Genomic DNA, 20,669 nt, shown 5'->3' on the forward strand with positions numbered 1-20,669 from the left:
CATGATCGAACGCATCCACACCAACCAACGTATGAGCAAAATCATCAAACACGGAGACGTTGTCTATCTTTGCGGACAGGTTGGCGATGGGGCCACTGTGACGGAACAGACCAATGATTGCCTCGGGCGCGTGGACAAGCTGCTGCGCGAAGCGGGGTCGTCGCGCGCGCATATGTTGCAGGCGGTGATCTGGCTCGCTGATATTGCAGACTTTGACGAGATGAATGCCGTTTGGGATGCATGGGTGCCGAAAGGTGCCGCTCCGGCCCGCGCCTGCGGCGAGGCAAAGCTGGCCGATGCAGAACTCCGGGTAGAGATTATCGTGACCGCAGTTGTCGCAGAGTGAGGCGTCACAGATCCAGCACGATGGGTCCCTTGGGGCGGCTGCAACAGATCAGGACCTCTCCGGTCTGCGGCATCTCCAGCGGCTCCTCGAAATAGTCGACCTCTCCCGAGATCAAGCCGCATTTACACGCATTGCAGATCCCTGCACGGCAGGTGAACGCGGGCTCTCGCCCTGCGTTCTCGGCAAGCTCCAGCAGCGACGCCGCCGCGCTGTCCCATTCTACGATGGTACCAGAGGTGCGAAACTCGACCCCTGCTTCCGACAGCCCATTCGCAGTATGGGGTTTCTCTTTCTGATGGGTCTCAACCTCTTCCGCTGCCCAAGCGTCAGGGTTGGTGATGTTAATAAGCGATTTGATCGCAGGCGTCGCGCGGGAGGCGGCCACAGGCGGGGCGGCCTTGGTCACAGCCAATTTTAACGAGGTCGCCTTGCCAAAGAACTCATAGGGATCCGGTTCTCGGCCACGCCAAGCTCTTGCAGGGTCTGGTAGACGGCCGCCATGAACCCCGTCGGCCCGCAGATATAGGCCTCGTAATCTCCGATTGGCACATGCTGCCGCAGGAAGGTCTTATCGATCACACCTTCCACATCGTGATGCTTTTCGCGCCGGTCTTTGTCGCTCGGATTGCGATAGGCAAAACGTGCTTGGACACGGTCATTCACGCAGCCCAAAACCTCATCGCGCAGCGCATGCACCCGCCCGTTTTCGCAGGCATGAAGGAAATAGACCTCGCGCTCCGTCTCGGCCAAACGGTGCAGCATGGATACCATCGGCGTCAACCCGACCCCGCCAGAGAGCAACAGCACCGGGCGCTCACTTGTCTCATCCAGAACGAAACTGCCACGCGGCGCCGCGATGTCGAGCCTGTCGCCCACCTCGACGCGATCATGCAGCCAGCAAGAGCCGAAGCCATCCGGCGCGCCATTCATTCCAGCCTCACGTTTGACGGTTATCCGGTAATGACACGCCTCTGAGGGCGCACTGGACACCGAATAGGTCTTGAGCACCGGCCCGTCCGGCCCCGGTAGGCGCAGGGTCAGATACTGGCCGGGCATGACATCCCACAGTACTTGGCCGTCACGAGGGATAAGGTAGAAGGAAGTAATGATATCGCTCTCGACAACCTTATCCACCACCTCGAATTTACGGAACGCCGCCATCGTTACTGGCTCATCTTAGCGTCGACCATCGCCTCTTCGGCGATCATCGCCTCCAACTGCCTGCGAAAGCGCAACTGGCCTGCGTCGATTCCAAGGTCGATATGAGGTGAGGTTTTCTCTGACATACCAATTTGCACCGCATCCAAGACGGCACGGTCTTCTTCGAAGGCATGGCGCACGTCTTCGCTCATCATCTTTGACAGTTCCTCATCGTCAGGACGGACGTTGCGCAGTTGGAACCAATAGTACCGCGTCTCAGAGGCAGTTGTTGGGGTCATGAAATTGTAGCTGTCCATCACAAAGGTCTTTTCGTGCAGCGGCCCATCCACCCCGCCGGTGCCAGCCGGGGTGAATACAGCGCGGATCAGCGCATGGCTCGGATAGCGAACCTCGTAATGTTGCAGCCGGTCGCAGTTGCCTTCGAACTCGATCACCTTTTTGTAGAACGGCGCGGGTTCGTGGTCCATCATCCAGCGATGCACGATCACCCCGGTATCGGTCTTGGTCACGCGCAGGGGTGCGTCTTTGGTTTGGGCCGAGGCGAAAGAGCTTTCATGCACCCAGGCAACATGGGTCGGGTCCAGCAGATTGTCGCACATCAGCAGGTAGTTGCAGTTCAATTCCATCGCCGTCCCCCGGTTGATGCCCCAGTCCGGGCTGTCGAAGTTCGGGATGTCGATGATATCTTCGGGATCGGCGATGGCGGCATTGCCCATCCAGATCCAGATCAAGCCGTATTTCTCATGCACCGGATAGGGCCGCACCCGCGCCGCCGAAGGAATGCGCCCGCCGCCCGGCGCCCAGACACATTGCCCCGCGCAGTCAAAGGTCAGCCCGTGATAGCCACATTCGACATTGCCCCCCTTGATCCTCCCGTTGGACAGCGGCAGCTTGCGGTGCGGGCAGGCATCTTCCATCGCGATAACCTCGTCCTCGCTGTTGCGGAACATGCAGATCTTCTCGCCCAGCACTTTTACCTGGGTCAGCGTATTGACGATCTCGTCGCTCCAAGCGGCGACATACCATGCGTTTTTTAAGAACATGAGGCTTCCTTTTCCGCGTGATTGTGCTGGTATTTTGGCCGGGAGGATAGGGCGGGGCCGCGCTGGAAAAAAGCGGCAATCCTCTCCTGTACTGTTTAGCAGAGCTATACAGTTAGTCAGTCGCCTCGGACAGCACCCAGTTCAGGAAGTTGCGGCGCCTATCGTCGTCCAACACCATTGGCCCCCAGCAAATGAAATAGGGCTCCGGCATGGGTATGGAGGCTTGCGACAACCGTATCAAACGTCCCTGCCCCAGGTCCGCAGAGGCAAAAGACATTTGCGCAAGGCCGATCCCCTGACCGCTTGCCACCGCCTCGATCGCGGAGCTGGACAGGGAATGAACGGAGGCCGGACGCAGTTTTGGCTGCGGCAAATCCTGCGCGGCAAGCCATGTGCCGAGCCGGGGAACGCGGGTGTAGGCTGGCCCCCAATCGATATCCACCCAAGGCAGCTCCGGCAAAGCCGCCGGATCTAGTGCTTGGGGATGCGATTTGAGAAACTCCGGCGCGCAAACTGGAAAGCAGACATCCCGAAAGAGTGCCTTTGCATGGGGAAACTCTTGTGAGACAGCGCCATAGGTCAGGCGAAACATGTGATCGAAGAATTCCGGTTCAGGCTCGCCATGGGTGGCCTCTAACCGAATGGCGGTCGGGCCAAAGCGTGCCTCAAACTTATGCAGGCGGGGTTGCAGCCATTTTAGTAGAAGCGTCGGCAACCCTGATACATAGATATCATGGTCCGATGCCTGTTGCGCCAAAAGCACCTGCGCCTGCCAGAGCTTTTCAAACCCGGCAGACAAGATCGCATGATAGGACTGCGCTTTGGGGGCAAGGGCAACGCGGCGCCCGTCCTTCACAATCAACGGGAGGTTTACCTGATCCTCCAGCAGCTTGATTTGCTGACTGACCGCTCCGGGCGTCACCCCAAGGGCACGGGCCGCTGCGGTGACCGACCCTAGACGCCCGACAGCTTCAAACGCCTGCAAAGCGCGGAGCGGCGGCAAAATTGATCGCATAGCTGGCCTAAATCTTTTGAAGTCTATACGACTACTAGCATTTATTGCCAAATGTCACGCTTTCTTTGCCGAAGGCAAGCCTCGCATCCATGCTTCTCCGAGCCGAAAACGGCCACCTAAGCGGCGAAATGTCCATGGCTTCTGCGCTAATTGACAGTTTAGTTATAAAGGATAGGCTTGCCACATGGTTACGCATGAGAATCATTTTCGGTTTCTGCTTCTGAACCGCCCCCGTCCCCGGGTGGCGAACGCTTAGGCGTACCTACAACCCCCGGGGCCATCTCAAACCTTTCATTGAGACTGCGATCCTTTCCGGGGGACCATCATGTACATCACCAATCCGACGCATATGCTTACGGGCAATGCCTATCGACCATCCTTCAAATGCCTGCCGCTTAAAGGCAGGTTCCAACTGACCCGTGCCGATCGGATCGGGGTTGAACGTCTGCTGAGCCTTGGGCTCATAGCGGAATGCCCGAACCCGGCGCTGATTGAAGGTTTCCTGCATCACAAACTGCGCTTGGCGCGACCCGCGCCCGAACCTACGCCGGCCAACCTCGTTGTGGCGGGGCGGCTCGTTTCCTTCATGACCAACGGCGGCAGGGCTCGAAGCGGCATGCTGACCTTTGTGCAGACTAACGACGCGGGGTGCATCCCCGTGACGTCTTTCTTGGGCGCGACCATATTGGGCATGCAAAAGCTACAGAAAGCCCCCCTGCTGCGCGAAGACGGCTGGATCGACACGCTTGTCGTGCTGGACGTTTGCGGCGCTTGAACACGCGCCACCCCAGCCGCTCAAACCAACCAATTTCAAGGGAGTTTCCTATGTCCACCCCATCCAAACCACGCCGATCCCCCCGCAAGCCCAAGATCGTACTCAGCAGCACGCGGCTGGCGGAACTTGAGGCGCTTTCCGAAGGGATGATGCGCCGCAATCCGGAATTGGCTGAGCAGTTGGTTGAAGAACTGGGTCGTGCGCGAATTGTCACCCCGCAGCGTCTGCGCGCTGATGTCGTCGATCTGGGACGCGAGGTGACTTACCATGACGCAGCAACCGACAAAGATCATACAGTCACTTTGGTCCTACCGCAGGACGCCGACATCTCCAACGGTCTCGTTTCTATCATGACCCCCATCGGCATCGCGCTCATCGGGCTGGCCGAAGACGCTGTGTTCCATTGGGAAACACGCGACGGGCAACGGCGTGAGTTGAAAATCCTCAAGGTCGCGCCCTTAGAGCAAGAAACCTTGCAGAGTGCATAAAATGAGGGAGCCAAACATAAGGGCGCGCAAAAACCATGCGCGGCCCGGGGGGTGTCGACCAATGCTGTGAAACAGCATGGCGCACCGTCCGGGGAGTGAAACCGCCGTTCAATCGGCACAGCCTTCTTATCTCGGAAATACGCTATGACTATTCACTTGCCATCCAAATGCCCTTCTTGCGCCGCCGCGATCCCGCGCGCGGCAGCGGGGCGCTGTCCCAGTTGTCGCACCCAGTTCGCGCAAGGCCTGCCAAATAGATCAGTAAAATGTCGGCGCTGTGACGCGCCGATCCCACTGCAAGGGGCTTCTGCGCTCACGTGTGTCAGCTGCCGCATGCAACGCCCCTCCCGACTAGCAGCCTAAGAGGGTGCGGACTACCTAACCTATTGCTCGAACTAACAAAGGAAATGTCCCATGCGCTTTACCTTTACTGCCCTCACCTGTTCGACACTGGCCCTGCCGGTTAACGCGGAAACGACCGTTAACCTTGCCCTCGGTGCCGTCGATAGTATCGAGACCATGACCTATACCTGCGATGCGGCTGCCCCCCTGCGCGTGCAATATGTCAACGCGGGGGGAGAACGAGCTGGCGCTAACTAACATCAACGGTACCCCGCGGATTTTCGTCAACGTCGTGTCTGGTTCGGGCGCGCGCTATGTCTCGGGCGCTGATACCTTGTCGACCAAAGGCATGACCTTGCTTTTGGAGAACCAGATGGACGAGACCAGAGTTCTCTGTGAACAATCTAGCGACATGCCGCAGGAATAGGCGCATCGCCTTTTGAGGGGCAAATTAGGACAGAAGGTCGCAGGCCACCCCGAACGCTTGATAAGTCGCTCGGGGCGGCCCATGTCAGAGGTATGACGATGTTCGGAATTCATACGAGGCTCCTGCTGAACGCAGGAAAAACACTGAACCGCCGGTAGCCCCGGGCGGAATGGTGCGGCAACGCCTGTTCCAGCCACGGGGTTCACTCGATCTCAGGATCAATCAACATGACGGACGTATGCGCCTCCGACGCCAATCGCTTTTATGCGCATGGCTGAGCGAGAGGCTACCTCCGTCGCGGTTTAATCATCTCGTCATGGAGGATGTCATGTACGCCTATTTCATCGCCAATTATTCACCATTCAAATCGGCGCCCCCCTCGCCAAAACCAGCGGGTTCTTCCGCGCAGCCGGGCGCTCTTCGCCGTCTGATGCGGTCTGCGGTTCTTGGCTGGCAGCGTCAAAGGACAATTGCCGCCTTACACGAGTTGGACGACTACGTCCTACGTGACATCGGTCTTCGCCGGGACGAAATCCCGCTGATCGTGAAGCGCATGCAAGCCGATAACCTGCCCAAGAACGGCTCCACGTCTCTTAAGCATCATCACGCGTGATTAACGTTTTTCCGTGAGGCGCACGATGCAGCATCCCCAAAAGGCGTAAACGCTGCATTCGCGATATTTCAAAGCTACGAGAGGACCGAAAAGATGATGCTTTGCAAAGCAGATTTTGAAGAGCTGTTTCCGGAATTGTTTGAACCGCAGGTCAGTGCAAGGCCCGCTCTACCGTCAGACGACTGTGTTGCTCGCTGGGAGGACGATGGTGGAGCGCCGGCTCCGATTGCCGGGAAACGCAGTAGATCATGGCAAGGGTACGCGGCTTCGCCCATGGTCGCAGCCCTTCTTGGGCTGGCCGCAATACATTCCGCCATGCAGTTGAGCAAGGTGGCGATGCCTCCGGCCCGGCGCATATTGGATATGGAGGAAATACGCTGACAGCGCAGTGAAACGTCTGGCAGAGGTCCAGCATCGTTCTTGATCGGACGGGTTAAGCGCTCTGCTCATGTCACAGATTTCATAGCTCCGGCATCTGCCGGGGCTTTCTTTTTTCAATTAGGTCACTTTTCTCTGCTAGGCTGAAGGGTGACGATTACTTAGGCTTCGAGCTTCCGTTCAGACATAATGCAACGATGGCCCAAACAGTACGCTCCCTGCTCGCCCCCGTCAGAGCCCTCTTCGGCGGGACCACGCTCTTGATCGCGGGCAACAGCCTGCTTGGTGTCATCCTTCCTTTGCGAATGGAGGCAGCAGGCTATCCAGTTGCGTTGACCGGTGTCGTGATGGCCGCCTATTACATGGGGCTGGCCTTTGGCGGGCTCTATACCAAACGTGTCATTCTGCGGATCGGCCATATTCGAGCCTTCTCTGCCTTTGCCGCGCTGACGGCGGCGGTCTGCTTGGCCTATGGTTTTTTTGAGTTTCCAGCAGCATGGATCCTGTTGCGGATGATCAACGGCTTCTGCATAGTCGGCATGACCACGTCCATCGAGAGCTGGTTGAACGACCGCAGCAGCAACGAGACGCGCGACCGGGTGCTTGGCTTTTATATGCTGGTCTTTTATCTGGCGATTGCTGCGGGGCAGACTTTAGTCAACCTTGGCACAGGCGGCGGCAGCGATCATTTGATGATCGCATCGACACTCATCGGGTTGTCGCTCACCCCATCGCGATGACCCGCTTGGGCGAGCCGGACTTGAAAGCTTCTCAGCCGCTCGACATTTGAACGCTATACAATGCATCGAGTGTTGAGGTCGTCGGCACGGTTGTTGCGGGCGTGCCTGTCGGGTCTTTCTACGCACTCGGCGTCGTCTTTGCCCGGCAGATCGGGTTGACCGTGCCTGAAGCCGCGATGTTCATGAGTACGGTCGTACTGGGCGGTCTTGGCTTTCAAGTGCCTGTAGGGATGCTTGCGGACCGGTTTGACAGGCGCATCGTCATGTCCTGCCTCTTGTTGGTGGTTGGGGTATCATGGGGGTTGCTCAGCACCGCGCTTTCGGGCGGGGTTCCCTTAGTGGTCCTGATCACGATGGCCTTGGCCTTCGGTGGCGCTATCAGCAGCGTCTACCCGCTCTGCGTCGCGCAGACCTTCGACCGGTTGGAAAAGCGGTTTTACGTAGCGGCGTCAGGGCGTCTGTTGATGGTCTATTCCATCGGCGCCACGGTCGGACCGCTACTGGCGTCATTCCTGATGTCGATCTTTGGGCCTGCGTCGTTCTTCCTGTTCGAATCCGCTGTCGCCGTTCTTTATGCGCTCTTTGTGCTGGTCGCCATTCGCAACAGACAGGCACTTCCGGTGGAAGGTCGCGAGAAGTTTGTGCCGCTGCCGTATATTTCCCCGGTGGCCGTGGAGCTTGACCCGCGCACGCCAGAGGAAGAAGAAACGCCTGTGGCCAATTAACGTCGGTTCAGGCCACGGCCCGTTCGTCCGCACCTTGCAGCAGCAGCCGCATGATGTCTGTCCGCGTCAAAATGCCGACAAGCTGCGTGCCTTTCACGACGGGAATCACATCACTGCCCTGCTCGGCCAAGCGGTTCAGCAGAACCCCAACCGGAAGGTCATGCGGCACCGCCCGGTTTGCCGAATGCATGACGTCCCCCACAGTCTGTCGTGCCTGCTGTTTGCGGGCCAAGGGGCGGCCTTGCGCGGCTATCATGCCGAGCAGATCAGCCTGCAAGATCACCCCGCGCAGGGTATCCCCAGCGTCGACAACCGGTAGGCTCTTGATCCGGTGTTTACGCAGCAATCGCGTCGCTTCCTTAAGAGATGTCTTAGGGTCAACCGTGATCAGATCGCTGGTCATGATGTCTGCGCAGGTCGTACCGTCAAAACGATGCTGCGCCGCTTCGGCCTCGGCGGCGGCAAGGAGACGCCCCAGATCGGCCACGCCGAGGTTCGTGGTCTGATTGTAGCGCTCCAGCAATTCGCCAAGCTGGTCCGTCGACAACCCCAAACGCGGCGGCGCGTCATCTGGCTCTTCTTTTGGCAAGCGAAAGGGATATTTCCGCCCTGTCAGCCGGTTATAGACTGTGGCGCAGAGCACAAGCACCACCGTCGCCAACCCCAGCGGCACCAAGGCGAACCACGGCCCAGCCTCGAATGCCAATTCGGGGTTGAGCGCGGTCAGCAAGGCTACCGCCCCGCCCGGCGGATGCAAGGCGCGCAGAAACATCATAACAGTGATCGCACCACCCACTGCGATGCCAACTGACCAAGGACCGGGGATGTACCAAACCGCTATCAAAGCCACCAAAGCAGCGCTGATGTTACCCACTACTGCCGACCATGGCTGCGCCAGCGGCGAGTTTGGCACGCAAAAAAGCAACACCGCCGTCGCACCTAAAGGGGCCACGAGATAGAAGGATGTCTGCCCAAAGAGCGCACCGAGATAGGCCAGCCCCACGCAAACGCTGATACCAATGAGGGCGCCAAGACCCGCCCGCAGCGGTTCGCCCCCGTGGAACCGGGGCAGCGCCGGTTCAAGGTGGTGCCATATCCGCATGTTACCTTTTCTCCCGTCGACCTGCCGCCCGCGACGACATTGGGTATTCTTCTGCCTATTAAGGTTTATGTGCTGAAACTGAACAGGACAGGACGCAAAAAGGTCAAGACTTCTAATATTCCGCGTGCCGCTGGAACAGGTTGCCTACGCTTTTCGCAAAAACGCAAATGTTCAGCTAATGGCCTTATACCGGTTCAGGCGTAATCGCTGCAACAATATCCTCTCGCCCGCGCTCGTTCCGCGCGGCAGTGATCTGCTGGTCCAACCACTCGACGTCACTCTTGCGCAAGCGATTGACCACATTATCCGCATCGTCGTCCGCATAGCCCAAAGCGCGCAAAGTCAGCCCGCCAAGCGCCAGCGCTGAGAGCCAACTCTCCCGCAAGATCGCGTCGTTCGGCATACCTTTACCGGCAAGCCGCACCGCAAAGACCTTGGCGAGTTGCACCTGCCCTAGAAGGCCGTCCAAAGCAGCGATGATCCGCGCGGCACGCTAATGGCCTTTCTGCAAACCACCTATGAGGCCGCCGCAGAGACAGGCGACTGGTACAGGGACGCATTGGAATTTGGCTTGAGGCAACCAAGGGTGCCCCGTCCCATCGACCGGGGCTAATCTCTCGGGCTATCGTCCGCTTAACCGTCCTGCTCCAATCGCACTATCATACGCTCGGCGGTTTGCAGCAACGCCGCTTTCCCCGGCGAGGGCGGCAAGGTGAACGCCTCGGTCCCGTCCTCAAGATAGCGGGCCGAGGTGACATCGTGCTGGTGCAACATCGGCACAACATGGGCATGGGTATGGGCGACGTGAATACCGGTATAGAAGAACGCCACGCGCTCGACTTGCCATTCGTCCTTCATCGCCCGCGCCAACCGCTGCCCAACTGTCATGATCCGCGCTGCCACGGGTTCGGGCATGTCCTCAAACCACGGATAATGTTGCTTGGGGATGATTAGCGTATGACCCTCTCGGATCGGATGCAGATCAAGAAATGCGAGGATCAAATCGTCTTCAAACAACTTGAACGCAGGCAGATCAGACCGCGCTATCCGACAAAAGATACACGTATCGTTCATTTTGCTTCCACCTCTAAGGGATGCGGCTTGCTTTGATCTCTGCAATGGTTTGCCGATGAACGCGGCGACGTCCAGACTAGCTCGACAATTTTGCGAAAACCTTAGCGGTGTCATCCGCATTCAGAAGGCACCACGCAGCTGCCTGCAAATTTTCCGGCAATGTCAGATCGCCCAGAGCTTCGCGGTGCAGAGCCTCCACATGGTTGCCCACGGCGGCAAACATGCGCCGCACCTGGTGGTATCGGCCCTCGGTAATGCTCAACCGCGCCTCTGTGGGTGACAATACGCAGAGCTTGGCGGAATGCAGTGGCTTTTTCTCTCCGCTCAACATCAATTCGCCCGATGCAAACACGTCCACCTCATGGCCCTCAACGGGCCGCGCCAGACTGGCTCGGTAGGTCTTTTCGACAGCGAGGTTGGGGCTGGTGATCCGGTGCAACAGATCGCCATCATCCGTAAGCAACAGCAGACCAGAGGTCTCCTTGTCCAGCCGACCAACAGGCGAGAGCATGGGTTTGCGATGCCGCCAGCGGTCGGGTAAAAGATCATAGACCAGCGGCCCGCTGTCTTTGCGCGAACAGATGTATCCCGCTGGCTTATTCATCATCACCACCATCCCCGGCAAGGGGTCCAGCGGCGCGCCGTGGACGGTCATCCGTTCGGTGAGATCCGGGGACAAGGGAACGCGCTTAGCCACATCCGCGACCCGCGCACCATCCAGCACAATCCGTCGCGCCCGCGCGATCTGCGCAATCTCTCCGCGTGAGCCATAGCCCAAGGACCCCAGCAGCCTATCAATTCGCGTGGTCGGAACTTTGGTCATCGGGTCAGACCTTTCTAAACCACATCGCATTGGCCTGTTGTGCTGCGCCCTGTCAGCGAAAGCAAGCTACATGCACAACACGGCTCGGGTCATGCTGTACCGCACCTCGCGGCAGAGTTTTTGCCAAACCGTTTTTCGTGCTTGCATCTGGTGAGATCGACCGAAGGAGAGCCGCAATGCCGTACGTCGGGAATATGACGTTCCTGAAGAAATCTTGAACGACGCCACGCGCGATCGCGGATCGCAAGAACGAACTGCTCAAAGCGTGACGCGATGACAAAAAGGCCGAGATGCGCGCCTCAGATGAGGGCATGGAAGGCACGGACCGGACAGAGTTTCTCGGCCGGATCAAACGGCCCTCGATCAGCTAGAAAACCCGGCGGTTTCATAGGCATGCTCACCCCGCCCTGCACTTGCATGCTGCGGGGTTCATTCCCATATTAGGAGCATGATGATCCGCTTTCATATGAGGGTTCTGCCAAGCGCAGAACGTCTGCTGAACCGCCGGTAGCCCCGAGCGGGCGGGCCTTTTGGTCTGTCCATAGCTCGGGGGTTTGATTTCATTTTCAACAGTCAAACAGAACGACGCTTTGCAGCGGGGTTGGAGTAGTGCCACCTGTCTGGTCACTGCGCGTTCAGCCGACAGCATCTGCTGTTATGGAGGATCAAATGGCCATCTATATCACTCGAAAAATGCTCAACGATTTCGCACGGCAAGAAGCGAAATGCGGCACCATTCTCAGTCTTCCGCGATCTTGCGACCTCGCTCGCCCGCCGCAGGCAGCGACGCCGGGCGATGGCGGAACTTGAGGCAATGGATGACGCCACACTGCGCGATATCGGCATCTACCGAGGCGACATCCGCAATATGGTCGGCGGGATGAACGATGCCGATCTGCGGCTGGAACCGGCCTGTTCTCACGCTCAGCACCGATCCGCCAAATCGTCCGCGCAGGCCGATCAGCACGCCTCACTTGCCTGGCCTAGTCTCGCAAGCTCTTCCCAAAGAGCCGCTCGCGCCCCTGTGTCAGCCACCGGGGCGCGGGAGTTTGGCCATTCACCAAAGTGCATCAGGAGCTATCTGCGACAGTAACCCATTCCCAAACCAGCACCGCCAATATTGCCAACGTCGCCTCTCTAGCGGACGCCCTGTATGAAGCGCGGTCGGCCACCTATCGGTTGGTGATGAGGTCGCATATGTACCATTGGAATGTGACCGGCTCGCATTTCCTAACGGTGCATGGACGGACCGAGACGCAATATACCGGTATGTTCGCCGCCGCTGATGTGATCGCCGAGCGCATCCGCGCCTTAGGCAAATCGGCGGTGATCGACCCCGTCCAAGTCTCCGGGGGGGTCGCGAAGCCGATGTGTCCCAATCTGCCAAAGAGATGCTGCGTAATCTATTGTCAAATCATGAGCGCCTTGCAGCACAGAGGCGCCATTTAATCGGAACGGCTGAACCTGCCAAAAACCCGGTGACTGCCGATCTCGCCACCACGCGGGCGGATTTCCATGAGAATGCCGCGTGAATGCTCCGCGCCATGGTGGGGTCAGGCCGGTTTTGAGACCTGCCAGTCTGCTAGCGCGCCTCAAGGCTCAAGATTGTAAAACCGACGTCGCGATGGAGAAAGCCTGCGCCCCCCTTATCCACGTTAAAACGACCGATCCCTCTGCACAATCTCGCTCAGCAAGAGGGCGTGGCTCAAGAAGACCTCTCAGCCAGATTGACGAGGCCCATGTCTGTGCTTAGGTTAGTTTGCATGTTGGAACACGTAGATCATTACCGATTTCTACTTCTGAACCGCCCGTATCCCCGGGCGGTCTAGGCGCAACTGCGCCTGACGTACTCCCCGGGGCCTCTTCACTTACTGAAAAACGTGAAAGCGGCGCTCTGCGCCCGAGGAGAGAACATGGCCACTGTCATTGCAACCGATCAGTCCCCGTCCACCAGCCGCAACGTCTTTCGTGCGCTCGGGAACACGCCAACGGTCCTTCCACAATCGGACTATCACAAACTCCAAGAACACCTTGAGGATTGCGATAATGTCACCCGGCCGGGGTCGACCCTTTTGGCCTATGTGCTTGCCAACAAACTGCTGAACGTGCGCCCCGTCGCTGACCTGCCCTATCTCGATCTTGTTTTGGGAGGCACCGAAGTGACCTATGTCATCGACGGCGCCGCGCCGAGTACAGGGCTGCTTGTGCATACGGCAAGACCGGGCGCGCCGGGAGGTGTGATCGCCGTGGCGTCCCTGCTTGGGGCCACGCTCATCGGTATGCGCGTCGGAGAGCGTGCGCCATTGCTGAACCAAGATGGCAGCATCGTCACCCTATCTATGATCTCAGTTGTCCAGCCTTTCTGCACAGCACAGAAGAACGGAATTTACGCGCAGGAGTGCTTAAAATGACTAAAGCCATTCAGAGTGCAAACCCTGTCACAAGCCGCAATCCGCATCTTGTTTTGAACGCCGCCGATCTGGGTCACCTCGAAGCGCTGGCCGAGGGGACGATCCGCCGTCACCCGACGCTGGCCGACCGCTTGTTCGAAGAGATCGGCCGGGCGCAGATCGTCGGGGATCAGCAAATGCCCAGCGATGTCGTCGGCATCGGCAGCAAGGTGACCTACCGCGATGAGACCACCGGACAGGAAAATCGGTCACGCTCGTCTATCCTGAGGATGCGGATATCACCCGTTCTCAAATCTCGGTCATTACCCCCATTGGCGTGGCGCTTTTGGGCCTGCGCGAAAGAGCGAGCTTTTACTGGGACACGCGCCGGGAAAACCAGCGGCGCATGTTGACGATCCTCAAGGTCGAAAAGCGCTCTGACGACTGTCAGGGCTGATACTTAATTTAACTCTACACATCCGCGGCCCTGCGCCGGGATCGTACAAAAGGCGGTTGGAATGAAAGTCGTTGTCATGGGTGCGGGCGTCATCGGCGTTACCACCGCATATTATCTGGCAAAACAAGGGGCGGAGGTCGTGGTGATCGACCGGCAGTCCGGGCCAGGACGTGAAACCAGCTATGCCAATGCGGGCCAGCTCAGCTACGGCATGACCTCCCCCTGGGCGGCACCGGGCATCCCGATGAAAGCGGTCAAATGGATGTTCATGAAGCGGCGGCCCCTGTTTATCTGGCCGCTGATCAGCCCGACCATGTGGGCTTGGTGCGCGCGTATGGTCAGCAACTGCACCGAGGAAAGCTACCGCATCAACAAGGGCCGCATGGTCCGCGTGTCGAGCTATTCGCGCGATGTCATGCCCGAATTGATCGCCGAGACCGGCATTGCCTATGATGGGCGCGAACAAGGCACTTTGCAGCTGTTCCGAACCGCCAAACAGATGGCGGCGTCACAAGCGGATCAGGATATTCTGGCCGAATATGGATCGCCCTACGATGTCTTGGACCGCAATAGCTGTATCGGCGCCGAACCCGCTTTGGCCGAGGTCCGGCATAAATTTGTTGGCGGTTTGCGGCTAACGGCCGACCGAACCGGCGACTGCCGGATGTTCACCGTAGGGCTGACCAAAAAATGCGTCGAAATGGGCGTAGTCTTTCACTATGGCCAAGTTATCAGCTCTGTCGCCGTTGAAAATGGCCGCATTGCTGGCATCGATACCGAGATTGGTGAACGCATTACCGGCGATGCCTATGTTTGCGCCATGGGCAGCTATGCGGTGCGCTTGCTCAATCCCATCGGGATCAAATTGCCGGTGTATCCAGTCAAAGGGTACTCGGTCACCTTGCCAGTGACGAACGATGAATACGCCCCGCAATCGACGGTCATGGACGAGACCCATAAGGTCGCGATCACGCGGCTGGGGGACCGTATCCGCGTGGCAGGTCAGGCCGAAATCGCAGGCTATTCCAACCGGCTCGGGCCTCATGCGGTCGATACGGTCAAACACGTCATCGGCGATCTTTTTCCGCGGGGCGGCGACATTTCCAAAGCCGAAGGCTGGACGGGCCTGCGCCCCATGACCCCGGACGGCACACCGGTTCTTGGAGCCACCCAATATGACAACCTGTTTCTCAACACCGGCCACGGAACGCTGGGTTGGACGATGGCCTGCGGCTCAGGCCGCGCGGTGGCCGATCTGGTCTTGGGAAAGCAGCCGGAAATTTCCATGGAGGGGCTGACCGCAGCGCGGTATTCCCGCTAACCCAGATGCCACTTCAATTTCCCGCAAACAGAACGGCTACAGCAACCACTCAACCGGCAACCAACCGACGATCGTCAACGCCAGCGGTCTCAGCAGGCTCGTTCCCGGTTCATCTGTCGTCACAACATCTGTTTGCGGGTCTCTCCAAATCATATCCCCGCCGTCCAGTTCCACCCGCCATGCCAGCCCGCGCAGGTCCGCGTCAAAGGCGTCATGCAACCCCTGTGCCATGCTGTCACTGTCGATCAACAGACCCATCTCCGTGTTCAAGGTCGTTGATCGCGGATCAAAGTTGAACGAGCCCACAAAAATACGCGCGCCGTCCACGGCAAAAGTCTTGGCATGAAGGCTCGCGCCCGATGACCCGAAAGGGCCAAACCGGTCTGTCGGGGCATCCACCGCAGCCTGCTGGCGCAATTCGTAAAGCTGCACGCCGCTGCGCAGCATACTCTTGCGCCGTTTCGCATAGCCTGCATGGACCGGCAGCACATCAGTCGCCTCGATCGAGTTGGTCAACATCCGCACCTGCACCCCGCGTGCCGCCAGCAGCGCAAAAGCCTCAACCCCGGCCTTGCCGGGTACGAAATAGGGCGAAACGCCGTCAAAGCGGGTCTCAATCTTTCCGACCGCATCCGCCAGCCGCGAGGCCAGCAAGTCTTCCCGAGCCACCGCGCCTTCGCCTTTGATCGGATCGTCGCTGATCAACTGTGCTGTGGTCCACTCAACGCCAAACTCCCCCGCTGCGAGAGCGTTCACGATGTCCGAGCTTTGCAAAATCTGCCTGTACTCACCAAGCTGCGGGTCCGTCTCCAATTCTGCCAACCGCGCGGCAAGCGGATCACCCTCCCGCGGCGCACCCACAATCGGCCCCGCAGGATGAACCGCGCCCGCACGCCAGTAGCGGTCAAAGTCTGCTGACACATCAGCCACCACCCGCCCCACGGCGAGAACGTCCAGATCGACATAAAGCGCGGTCGGGCCGGTGGCGAAATACTCGTCCCCGATATTGCGGCCGCCGAGGATCGTTGCATGGCCGTCCACGGTGAAGGATTTATTGTGCATACGACGGTTAAGGCGGAAAAAGTCGAAGCCATAGGACAGCATCTTGAACCGGCGCAGGTTGAACGGATTCCACAGACGCACCTCGATCATCGGATGGGCGTCGAGCGCGGCAAGCTCCGGGTCCAATCCCGTTGTCCCGTTGTCATCCAACAAAAGCCTCACCCGCACGCCTCGATCCGCCGCGCGGCGCAAGGCGCCAAGCAAGAGCGTGCCGGTTAGATCATCATGCCAAATGTAATATTGCGCATCGATGGAGGACACTGCCGCATCGGCCAAAAGGATACGCGCCGCAAAAGCATCCGCCCCCTTTTGCAAAGGCGCGACACCCGTTTGCCCCCCATGCGTTTTTTCTTGAGATGACAACGCCACCGCCAGCGCCCCCTCCGTCGTCGGGGGGAGGGCCTGGGTATCTTGACGGTTCTCAATCCCCGGTAGGGAAAAACCAGTCGGGCGATCAGGATCAAAACGCCGAGGGTTACGACAAGCCCGGCAAGAAATTTTGCAACTGCCGCAATCATTTCAACGCCCTCTAGTCTGCTGGAGGGTAAACTCGCATGTCTAATGCAAGGCGTCCAGCCGCTCAGAGGCGCGTATCAGAGTTGGATGGTCGACATACACTCTGACCCGTTCGCGCGAATGTCGCCGCCCACCTCAAGACAAAGCTTCCGGATCGCTTGGTTGGACTGCAGAAAATGCACATCAACGGTCTCCAACCGTCTGGCACGCGCCTCTGCCACCCCCCGGCGGAACAGCGCACGTCCAATGCCGCGCCCTTGGTAGGCGTCCTCGACAGACAGACCAATCTCACCCCGTCCAGCGTCGATGATATAGAGTTCCAAAATACCCCGATACGCGCCGTCGCTCTCGACGCCAAAGGTAACATCCGGCGAAGAGGTATTGGCCGTTTTCGCCAGCACGTCTTCCTTGATCTTTCCCATAAAGCGCAGTCTGCGCGATGTCTCACTCAGACGGCGGTAGTGCCACAAAAGCGTCTCGCGCAGCTTGGGAAGCGTGAAGATAAGGGGGTGTGGGGCTGTTGCCTGCATGATCTGTCCAATCTTCCCAATAGATGGGGATGAATAGGCAGTTGAGCAGGGACGAAACGGTCTTGCCGAGATGCGCCGGGCGCATAGCTGGGCGCGTGGCAAAGACCAATGGCAGCCCGCAAACCAAGCGCATGTGTTTGCATATGTTGTCCTGCGATTTTCGGTGATAAGTCACTGTAAACCGCGAAAGGACTGCCCGATGACCGACCCTGCCGCCGCCCTGCTCGACACCCCTGCTCTCCTGCTCGACGAGGCGCGGATGGAGCGCAATATCTCACGGCTCGCCCGTCACGCGGAAGCCTTGGGCGTGGCGCTGCGCCCGCATCTGAAAACCGCGAAATCCATCGAGGTCGCCCGCCGCCTGACTGGCGGAACACCGGGGCCCATCACCGTCTCAACCTTGGCCGAGGCCGAGGTTTTCTTTGCCGCAGGCCACAGCGATATTCTCTATGCTGTTGGGATCGCGCCGCAAAAGCTGAAACGCATACAGGACCTGCGCGAAAAGGGCTGCGATCTTGTGGTGATCCTCGACAACGAAGCACAGGCACAGGCCGCAGCAGAGGCCTCCGTCCCCGCGATGATCGAGATTGACAGCGACGGTCACCGCGGCGGGCTGCGCCCGGATGACCCTGCGCTCGTTGAGGTCGGACGCATCCTGCACGCCGCCGAGTGCATGCGCGGTGTGATGACCCATGCGGGCGAAAGCTATACGGTCCGGGGCGCTGCCGCCCATGCAGACTTTACCGAACAGGAGCGCAAAGCCGCTGTCACCGCCGCCGAAAACCTGCGCGGCGCGGGCCTCTCCTGCCCCGTGGTCAGCATAGGTTCGACCCCCACCGCCCATGCCGCGCGCGACCTCACAGGTGTGACCGAACTGCGCGCCGGCGTTTATATGTTCTTTGATCTGGTCATGGCCGGGATCGACGTCTGCACCCAAGATGACATTGCCCTAAGCGTGCTGACCACGGTCATCGGCCACCAACCCGCAAAGGGGTGGACCATGATCGACGCAGGCTGGATGGCAATGTCCCGCGACCGGGGCACGGCGGCGCAGGACGTGGACCAAGGCTACGGCCTGGTGTGCGACGAGACTGGTCAAATCCTGACCGACTATATCGTCGTCAGCGCCAATCAGGAACACGGGATCATCGCGCAGCGCGAGGGCGCAAACCCGCCGCCGCTGGACCTTCCCGTCGGCACCCGCCTGCGAATCCTGCCCAACCACGCCTGTGCTACCGCCGCCCAGCACGACCGCTACCATCTAGTGCGGCAAGACGGCGGTCCGCTTGACGTTTGGCCGCGTTTTAACGGCTGGTAAGAAGCAGAGCATAGCTCGCAACAAAGCCCCAAACCACCGTAACCGGCACGCCCAAGCTTGTCTTTTCAATCTAGTACGGAGACTACAGCCTATGCATATGAGCCATTACTGCCATGCTATACTGGAACCGCGTGTATCCGTTGGCCGCCGGGCAGAAACGATCGAAGCTGTCTGAAAACCGCATGCAGAATTGCCTCTAAATTCAGTCTGAAATATTCAGCGGAGGATAGACCACGGTGCCGTCTGGACGAAGCTCGGCCGCTTCTGACGGTGTCGCCTTGGTGATTTTCTTTGCTGACATGATGTGCCCTACAGAATGACCATGCAGCAGCAAATAATCCGTGATGATCCGCCGGTGACAGCGCCACCAGACTGCCTCAGAGCACATCATTGCGACGATCTTGGTTCGCCCCAGATCGATTAACTCTGCGAAGGCTGTCTGGAACGCGTCCCCTAGGGCATAATCCGCGTAGTTCTGGAAACTGCGGACACGCCAGTTGGCGTTCAAATCGTCGTCCACTTCTTTCTGTTTTGGGCGCCGACCGCCGAGCGCCAGCATATGCTGGTAGCCAATCTGATATGGGGCGAGTGTTTGGGGGAATTGGTCATCGTTGAAAGCAGGATATCTGCGGGACTTCGGGAAAGATCGCACATCGATCAAAAGCTGGACCCCGGCAAACTGCAACATGTCGATCACCTCTTCCGGTGTTCGAGTGGAGTGGCCAATAGAGTGAAATCGAAAGGTCATGATTACAGCTTGGTGAGCGTATCTTCCTTATGAGCAGCGATGTGGTCAGTCTTGTCGCTTTCGATCTCATATTGCGGCTCATCTTTGGATGCGCGACGACGATGCCCTTTGTAGTCAAAATCTGCCTCATGGACTTTTGTTATTTTGCCGCTGACCCGCCCAGCCTCCGAGTTCCAACTGACGTGATCGCCTTGTTTGAATTTTGGCATGATCTGAATCCTCCTTTGAAGGTAAAACAAGAATGCCGCAGCAAGTGTTCCTTATCCCTTTCGGTTAGTTTCACGATCCCTTCGTGGGATATTGCCTCGTTAAGTATGCCAGGTTCAAAGATACGGTTAAAAGGGGTGTGAGATCTTAGGCATGGACTTCACCCTTCCGTTTAGGCCGGCCTTACAAACATCCGCTCACTCTCGCCCTGCTGACGTTCGTCGGGACGCACTGTGCGATAGGCATGCCATGTAGCATGCCCCAGCACGGGGAAAACAACAACCAATGCTAAAAACCCAGTCACTAGAGACAACACGGTTAGCACGACCACGATGCTGCCCCATACAAGCATCACGGGCAGGTTGGCCCAGACCATCGCCATCGAAATCCCCATAGCCGACAGCGCATCTGTACGCTCGGTCATCAACATTGGCACAGCAAAAACACTTATGGCGAACGAAAAGGCCGCGAAGAGAGCGCCAATGGCACCACCCGTCACAAGAAGCGCCCAGCCGGTTGGGGTGAATAGAAGCATTGGGACCAGTTCATCCGTGCCGGGGAAATCGACCAATCCAAAAAACAAAGCGTAAATAAGGACAGCAGCCCGTTGCCACAAAAGGAACAGACCGAGCAGCAACACCCCCATAAACAACGCTTGGTGCTTTGACGCGGGACGCGCAAATAACATACCGCCCATGGTGATCCGCTCATTCGCCTCAATCCGACGGCTCTTCTCATAAAGGCCAACCGCGATCAACGGGCCGAGAAGCACAAAGCCCGCAAGTGCTGGGAAGAGCGCATATTCATAGCGGAATTGGAACAGGCCCCAGACCACCAGTGCCGAGACCGCAAAGACGAGAATGCCGTAAAACAGGCTCAACGATGGATGGGAAAGAAAATCCGACCAGCCACGCTTGAGCCAAGTTAAGGCCATGCTGGCAGGCAGTTGTCGCGCATGTGGGCTTTCACGCGGCAAGGGAGGGGTGACTTGAGGGATCATCCCCCCTGCATGTGGATTGTCAGGGGGCGGTGGAGAGTCAGAATGGTTGGTACGGTCGCTCAGCATGA

28 protein-coding genes and 1 pseudogene are annotated in these 20,669 nt (G+C 58.5%); 16 read left to right on the forward strand and 13 right to left on the reverse strand.

Features of this window, described 5'->3' with window-relative positions; translation table 11 throughout:
• Position 1: 1 nt before the first annotated feature.
• Positions 2 to 346 carry a RidA family protein gene (locus K3759_RS16600; protein WP_259985836.1) on the forward strand — a complete coding sequence of 115 codons (345 nt, stop codon included), beginning with the start codon at positions 2 to 4 and terminating at the stop codon, positions 344 to 346.
• Positions 347 to 350: 4 nt separating this feature from the next.
• On the opposite strand, the gene K3759_RS16605 is transcribed toward K3759_RS16600, so the two are convergent.
• The 4 genes from K3759_RS16605 to K3759_RS16620 all read right to left on the reverse strand — a co-directional run bounded on the left by K3759_RS16605 (position 351) and on the right by K3759_RS16620 (position 3,565).
• Complete coding sequence (locus tag K3759_RS16605) at positions 351 to 752, reverse strand: 2Fe-2S iron-sulfur cluster-binding protein (protein WP_259985936.1); 402 nt, start codon at positions 750 to 752, stop codon at positions 351 to 353.
• 8 nt (positions 753 to 760) lie between these two features.
• The gene (locus tag K3759_RS16610) at positions 761 to 1,507 is read right to left on the reverse strand and encodes an FAD-binding oxidoreductase (protein WP_259985838.1); all 747 of its coding nucleotides are present in this window, start codon (positions 1,505 to 1,507) and stop codon (positions 761 to 763) included.
• Positions 1,508 to 1,509: 2 nt separating this feature from the next.
• On the reverse strand, positions 1,510 to 2,550 hold the full coding sequence (locus K3759_RS16615) for an aromatic ring-hydroxylating dioxygenase subunit alpha (protein WP_259985840.1): 1,041 nt from the start codon (positions 2,548 to 2,550) through the stop codon (positions 1,510 to 1,512).
• 112 nt (positions 2,551 to 2,662) lie between these two features.
• A complete protein-coding gene (locus K3759_RS16620; protein WP_259985842.1) occupies positions 2,663 to 3,565 on the reverse strand; it encodes a LysR family transcriptional regulator in 903 nt (300 codons plus the stop codon).
• Positions 3,566 to 3,890: 325 nt separating this feature from the next.
• On the opposite strand from K3759_RS16620, the gene K3759_RS16625 reads away from it, so the two are divergent.
• The 6 genes from K3759_RS16625 to K3759_RS16650 all read left to right on the forward strand — a co-directional run bounded on the left by K3759_RS16625 (position 3,891) and on the right by K3759_RS16650 (position 8,053).
• The gene (locus K3759_RS16625; RefSeq protein WP_259985843.1) at positions 3,891 to 4,340 is read left to right on the forward strand and encodes a hypothetical protein; all 450 of its coding nucleotides are present in this window, start codon (positions 3,891 to 3,893) and stop codon (positions 4,338 to 4,340) included.
• A gap of 50 nt (positions 4,341 to 4,390) precedes the next feature.
• Complete coding sequence (gene rnk / locus K3759_RS16630) at positions 4,391 to 4,828, forward strand: nucleoside diphosphate kinase regulator (RefSeq protein ID WP_259985844.1); 438 nt, start codon at positions 4,391 to 4,393, stop codon at positions 4,826 to 4,828.
• Between the two features lie 414 nt (positions 4,829 to 5,242).
• Positions 5,243 to 5,428 (forward strand): hypothetical protein, encoded by a 186-nt coding sequence (locus tag K3759_RS16635; RefSeq protein WP_259985845.1) that lies wholly within the window; start codon positions 5,243 to 5,245, stop codon positions 5,426 to 5,428.
• A 497-nt stretch (positions 5,429 to 5,925) separates the two neighbouring features.
• The gene (locus K3759_RS16640; protein ID WP_259985846.1) at positions 5,926 to 6,210 is read left to right on the forward strand and encodes a DUF1127 domain-containing protein; all 285 of its coding nucleotides are present in this window, start codon (positions 5,926 to 5,928) and stop codon (positions 6,208 to 6,210) included.
• A gap of 575 nt (positions 6,211 to 6,785) precedes the next feature.
• Positions 6,786 to 7,328, forward strand: a complete 543-nt coding sequence (locus K3759_RS16645) for an MFS transporter (RefSeq protein WP_259985847.1) — start codon at positions 6,786 to 6,788, stop codon at positions 7,326 to 7,328.
• A 101-nt stretch (positions 7,329 to 7,429) separates the two neighbouring features.
• Positions 7,430 to 8,053 (forward strand): MFS transporter, encoded by a 624-nt coding sequence (locus tag K3759_RS16650; RefSeq protein WP_259985848.1) that lies wholly within the window; start codon positions 7,430 to 7,432, stop codon positions 8,051 to 8,053.
• Between the two features lie 7 nt (positions 8,054 to 8,060).
• Here K3759_RS16650 and K3759_RS16655 read toward each other — a convergent pair whose 3' ends face one another.
• Positions 8,061 to 9,155: an HPP family protein gene (locus K3759_RS16655; RefSeq protein WP_259985849.1), complete on the reverse strand. Its 1,095-nt coding sequence runs from the start codon at positions 9,153 to 9,155 to the stop codon at positions 8,061 to 8,063.
• Between the two features lie 184 nt (positions 9,156 to 9,339).
• Positions 9,340 to 9,624 carry a hypothetical protein gene (locus tag K3759_RS16660; protein ID WP_259985850.1) on the reverse strand — a complete coding sequence of 95 codons (285 nt, stop codon included), beginning with the start codon at positions 9,622 to 9,624 and terminating at the stop codon, positions 9,340 to 9,342.
• A 27-nt stretch (positions 9,625 to 9,651) separates the two neighbouring features.
• Between K3759_RS16660 and K3759_RS16665 the strand changes: the two genes are divergently transcribed.
• The gene (locus K3759_RS16665) at positions 9,652 to 9,768 is read left to right on the forward strand and encodes a hypothetical protein (protein WP_259985851.1); all 117 of its coding nucleotides are present in this window, start codon (positions 9,652 to 9,654) and stop codon (positions 9,766 to 9,768) included.
• A 20-nt stretch (positions 9,769 to 9,788) separates the two neighbouring features.
• Here K3759_RS16665 and K3759_RS16670 read toward each other — a convergent pair whose 3' ends face one another.
• Both K3759_RS16670 and K3759_RS16675 read right to left on the reverse strand, forming a co-directional pair.
• Positions 9,789 to 10,229 (reverse strand): HIT family protein, encoded by a 441-nt coding sequence (locus tag K3759_RS16670; RefSeq protein WP_259985852.1) that lies wholly within the window; start codon positions 10,227 to 10,229, stop codon positions 9,789 to 9,791.
• 76 nt (positions 10,230 to 10,305) lie between these two features.
• A complete protein-coding gene (locus K3759_RS16675; RefSeq protein ID WP_259985853.1) occupies positions 10,306 to 11,052 on the reverse strand; it encodes a pseudouridine synthase in 747 nt (248 codons plus the stop codon).
• Positions 11,053 to 11,721: 669 nt separating this feature from the next.
• Here K3759_RS16675 and K3759_RS16680 point away from each other — a divergent pair.
• The 7 genes and pseudogenes from K3759_RS16680 (at position 11,722) to K3759_RS16705 (ending at position 15,220) form a co-directional block, all read left to right on the forward strand.
• Positions 11,722 to 11,862 (forward strand): hypothetical protein, encoded by a 141-nt coding sequence (locus K3759_RS16680; RefSeq protein WP_259985854.1) that lies wholly within the window; start codon positions 11,722 to 11,724, stop codon positions 11,860 to 11,862.
• Positions 11,849 to 12,145, forward strand: coding sequence for a DUF1127 domain-containing protein (locus tag K3759_RS16685; RefSeq protein WP_259985855.1), 297 nt, complete (start codon positions 11,849 to 11,851; stop codon positions 12,143 to 12,145). Before K3759_RS16680 ends, K3759_RS16685 begins: the two co-directional genes overlap by 14 nt.
• Before the next feature lie 104 nt (positions 12,146 to 12,249).
• Entirely contained in the window at positions 12,250 to 12,501 is a 252-nt protein-coding gene (locus tag K3759_RS16690) for a ferritin-like domain-containing protein (RefSeq protein WP_259985856.1), read from the forward strand.
• Between the two features lie 464 nt (positions 12,502 to 12,965).
• On the forward strand, positions 12,966 to 13,463 hold the full coding sequence (locus K3759_RS16695; RefSeq protein WP_259985857.1) for a hypothetical protein: 498 nt from the start codon (positions 12,966 to 12,968) through the stop codon (positions 13,461 to 13,463).
• Positions 13,460 to 13,570, forward strand: a pseudogene (locus tag K3759_RS20250) (nucleoside-diphosphate kinase); the annotation flags it as partial. The gene K3759_RS16695 and the pseudogene K3759_RS20250, both read left to right, overlap by 4 nt.
• Positions 13,571 to 13,764: 194 nt before the next feature.
• A complete protein-coding gene (locus K3759_RS20255) occupies positions 13,765 to 13,899 on the forward strand; it encodes a hypothetical protein (RefSeq protein WP_311199022.1) in 135 nt (44 codons plus the stop codon).
• A gap of 61 nt (positions 13,900 to 13,960) precedes the next feature.
• Positions 13,961 to 15,220, forward strand: a complete 1,260-nt coding sequence (locus K3759_RS16705) for a D-amino acid dehydrogenase (RefSeq protein WP_259985858.1) — start codon at positions 13,961 to 13,963, stop codon at positions 15,218 to 15,220.
• A 36-nt stretch (positions 15,221 to 15,256) separates the two neighbouring features.
• On the opposite strand, the gene K3759_RS16710 is transcribed toward K3759_RS16705, so the two are convergent.
• Both K3759_RS16710 and K3759_RS16715 read right to left on the reverse strand, forming a co-directional pair.
• Entirely contained in the window at positions 15,257 to 16,651 is a 1,395-nt protein-coding gene (locus K3759_RS16710) for a phospholipase D family protein (protein ID WP_259985859.1), read from the reverse strand.
• Between the two features lie 224 nt (positions 16,652 to 16,875).
• A complete protein-coding gene (locus K3759_RS16715; protein WP_259985860.1) occupies positions 16,876 to 17,328 on the reverse strand; it encodes a GNAT family N-acetyltransferase in 453 nt (150 codons plus the stop codon).
• A gap of 199 nt (positions 17,329 to 17,527) precedes the next feature.
• Here K3759_RS16715 and K3759_RS16720 point away from each other — a divergent pair, with 199 nt between their 5' ends.
• Positions 17,528 to 18,646 carry a DSD1 family PLP-dependent enzyme gene (locus tag K3759_RS16720; protein ID WP_259985862.1) on the forward strand — a complete coding sequence of 373 codons (1,119 nt, stop codon included), beginning with the start codon at positions 17,528 to 17,530 and terminating at the stop codon, positions 18,644 to 18,646.
• Between the two features lie 202 nt (positions 18,647 to 18,848).
• Here the strand turns inward: K3759_RS16720 and K3759_RS16725 are convergent, their stop codons facing one another.
• From K3759_RS16725 to K3759_RS16735, 3 genes are all read right to left on the reverse strand, one after another.
• Positions 18,849 to 19,394 (reverse strand): DUF488 family protein, encoded by a 546-nt coding sequence (locus K3759_RS16725; protein ID WP_259985863.1) that lies wholly within the window; start codon positions 19,392 to 19,394, stop codon positions 18,849 to 18,851.
• Between the two features lie 2 nt (positions 19,395 to 19,396).
• Positions 19,397 to 19,603 (reverse strand): DUF2945 domain-containing protein, encoded by a 207-nt coding sequence (locus tag K3759_RS16730; RefSeq protein ID WP_259985864.1) that lies wholly within the window; start codon positions 19,601 to 19,603, stop codon positions 19,397 to 19,399.
• Between the two features lie 170 nt (positions 19,604 to 19,773).
• Positions 19,774 to 20,667 (reverse strand): DUF2189 domain-containing protein, encoded by an 894-nt coding sequence (locus K3759_RS16735; protein ID WP_409202521.1) that lies wholly within the window; start codon positions 20,665 to 20,667, stop codon positions 19,774 to 19,776.
• Between the last annotated feature and the right edge of the window lie 2 nt (positions 20,668 to 20,669).

This window comes from Sulfitobacter sp. W027 (assembly GCF_025143985.1).
Classification (GTDB): Bacteria; Pseudomonadota; Alphaproteobacteria; order Rhodobacterales; family Rhodobacteraceae; genus Sulfitobacter.

Excerpts from the sequence above, each read along its gene's own strand:
- K3759_RS16645 (WP_259985847.1), top strand. The coding sequence starts at position 6,786 with ATGGCCCAAACAGTACGCTCCCTGCTCGCCCCCGTCAGAGCCCTCTTC.
- K3759_RS16690 (WP_259985856.1), top strand. The coding sequence starts at position 12,250 with ATGTACCATTGGAATGTGACCGGCTCGCATTTCCTAACGGTGCATGGA.
- K3759_RS16680 (WP_259985854.1), top strand. The coding sequence starts at position 11,722 with ATGGCCATCTATATCACTCGAAAAATGCTCAACGATTTCGCACGGCAA.
- K3759_RS16670 (WP_259985852.1), bottom strand. The coding sequence starts at position 10,229 with ATGAACGATACGTGTATCTTTTGTCGGATAGCGCGGTCTGATCTGCCT.
- K3759_RS16615 (WP_259985840.1), bottom strand. The coding sequence starts at position 2,550 with ATGTTCTTAAAAAACGCATGGTATGTCGCCGCTTGGAGCGACGAGATC.
- K3759_RS16730 (WP_259985864.1), bottom strand. The coding sequence starts at position 19,603 with ATGCCAAAATTCAAACAAGGCGATCACGTCAGTTGGAACTCGGAGGCT.
- K3759_RS16625 (WP_259985843.1), top strand. The coding sequence starts at position 3,891 with ATGTACATCACCAATCCGACGCATATGCTTACGGGCAATGCCTATCGA.
- K3759_RS16715 (WP_259985860.1), bottom strand. The coding sequence starts at position 17,328 with ATGCAGGCAACAGCCCCACACCCCCTTATCTTCACGCTTCCCAAGCTG.
- K3759_RS16720 (WP_259985862.1), top strand. The coding sequence starts at position 17,528 with ATGACCGACCCTGCCGCCGCCCTGCTCGACACCCCTGCTCTCCTGCTC.
- K3759_RS16665 (WP_259985851.1), top strand. The coding sequence starts at position 9,652 with ATGGCCTTTCTGCAAACCACCTATGAGGCCGCCGCAGAGACAGGCGAC.
- K3759_RS16705 (WP_259985858.1), top strand. The coding sequence starts at position 13,961 with ATGAAAGTCGTTGTCATGGGTGCGGGCGTCATCGGCGTTACCACCGCA.
- K3759_RS16620 (WP_259985842.1), bottom strand. The coding sequence starts at position 3,565 with ATGCGATCAATTTTGCCGCCGCTCCGCGCTTTGCAGGCGTTTGAAGCT.
- K3759_RS16725 (WP_259985863.1), bottom strand. The coding sequence starts at position 19,394 with ATGACCTTTCGATTTCACTCTATTGGCCACTCCACTCGAACACCGGAA.
- K3759_RS16675 (WP_259985853.1), bottom strand. The coding sequence starts at position 11,052 with ATGACCAAAGTTCCGACCACGCGAATTGATAGGCTGCTGGGGTCCTTG.
- K3759_RS16640 (WP_259985846.1), top strand. The coding sequence starts at position 5,926 with ATGTACGCCTATTTCATCGCCAATTATTCACCATTCAAATCGGCGCCC.
- K3759_RS16695 (WP_259985857.1), top strand. The coding sequence starts at position 12,966 with ATGGCCACTGTCATTGCAACCGATCAGTCCCCGTCCACCAGCCGCAAC.
- K3759_RS16735 (WP_409202521.1), bottom strand. The coding sequence starts at position 20,667 with ATGCTGAGCGACCGTACCAACCATTCTGACTCTCCACCGCCCCCTGAC.
- K3759_RS16685 (WP_259985855.1), top strand. The coding sequence starts at position 11,849 with ATGGCGGAACTTGAGGCAATGGATGACGCCACACTGCGCGATATCGGC.
- K3759_RS16600 (WP_259985836.1), top strand. The coding sequence starts at position 2 with ATGATCGAACGCATCCACACCAACCAACGTATGAGCAAAATCATCAAA.
- K3759_RS16655 (WP_259985849.1), bottom strand. The coding sequence starts at position 9,155 with ATGCGGATATGGCACCACCTTGAACCGGCGCTGCCCCGGTTCCACGGG.
- rnk (WP_259985844.1), top strand. The coding sequence starts at position 4,391 with ATGTCCACCCCATCCAAACCACGCCGATCCCCCCGCAAGCCCAAGATC.
- K3759_RS16610 (WP_259985838.1), bottom strand. The coding sequence starts at position 1,507 with ATGGCGGCGTTCCGTAAATTCGAGGTGGTGGATAAGGTTGTCGAGAGC.
- K3759_RS16635 (WP_259985845.1), top strand. The coding sequence starts at position 5,243 with ATGCGCTTTACCTTTACTGCCCTCACCTGTTCGACACTGGCCCTGCCG.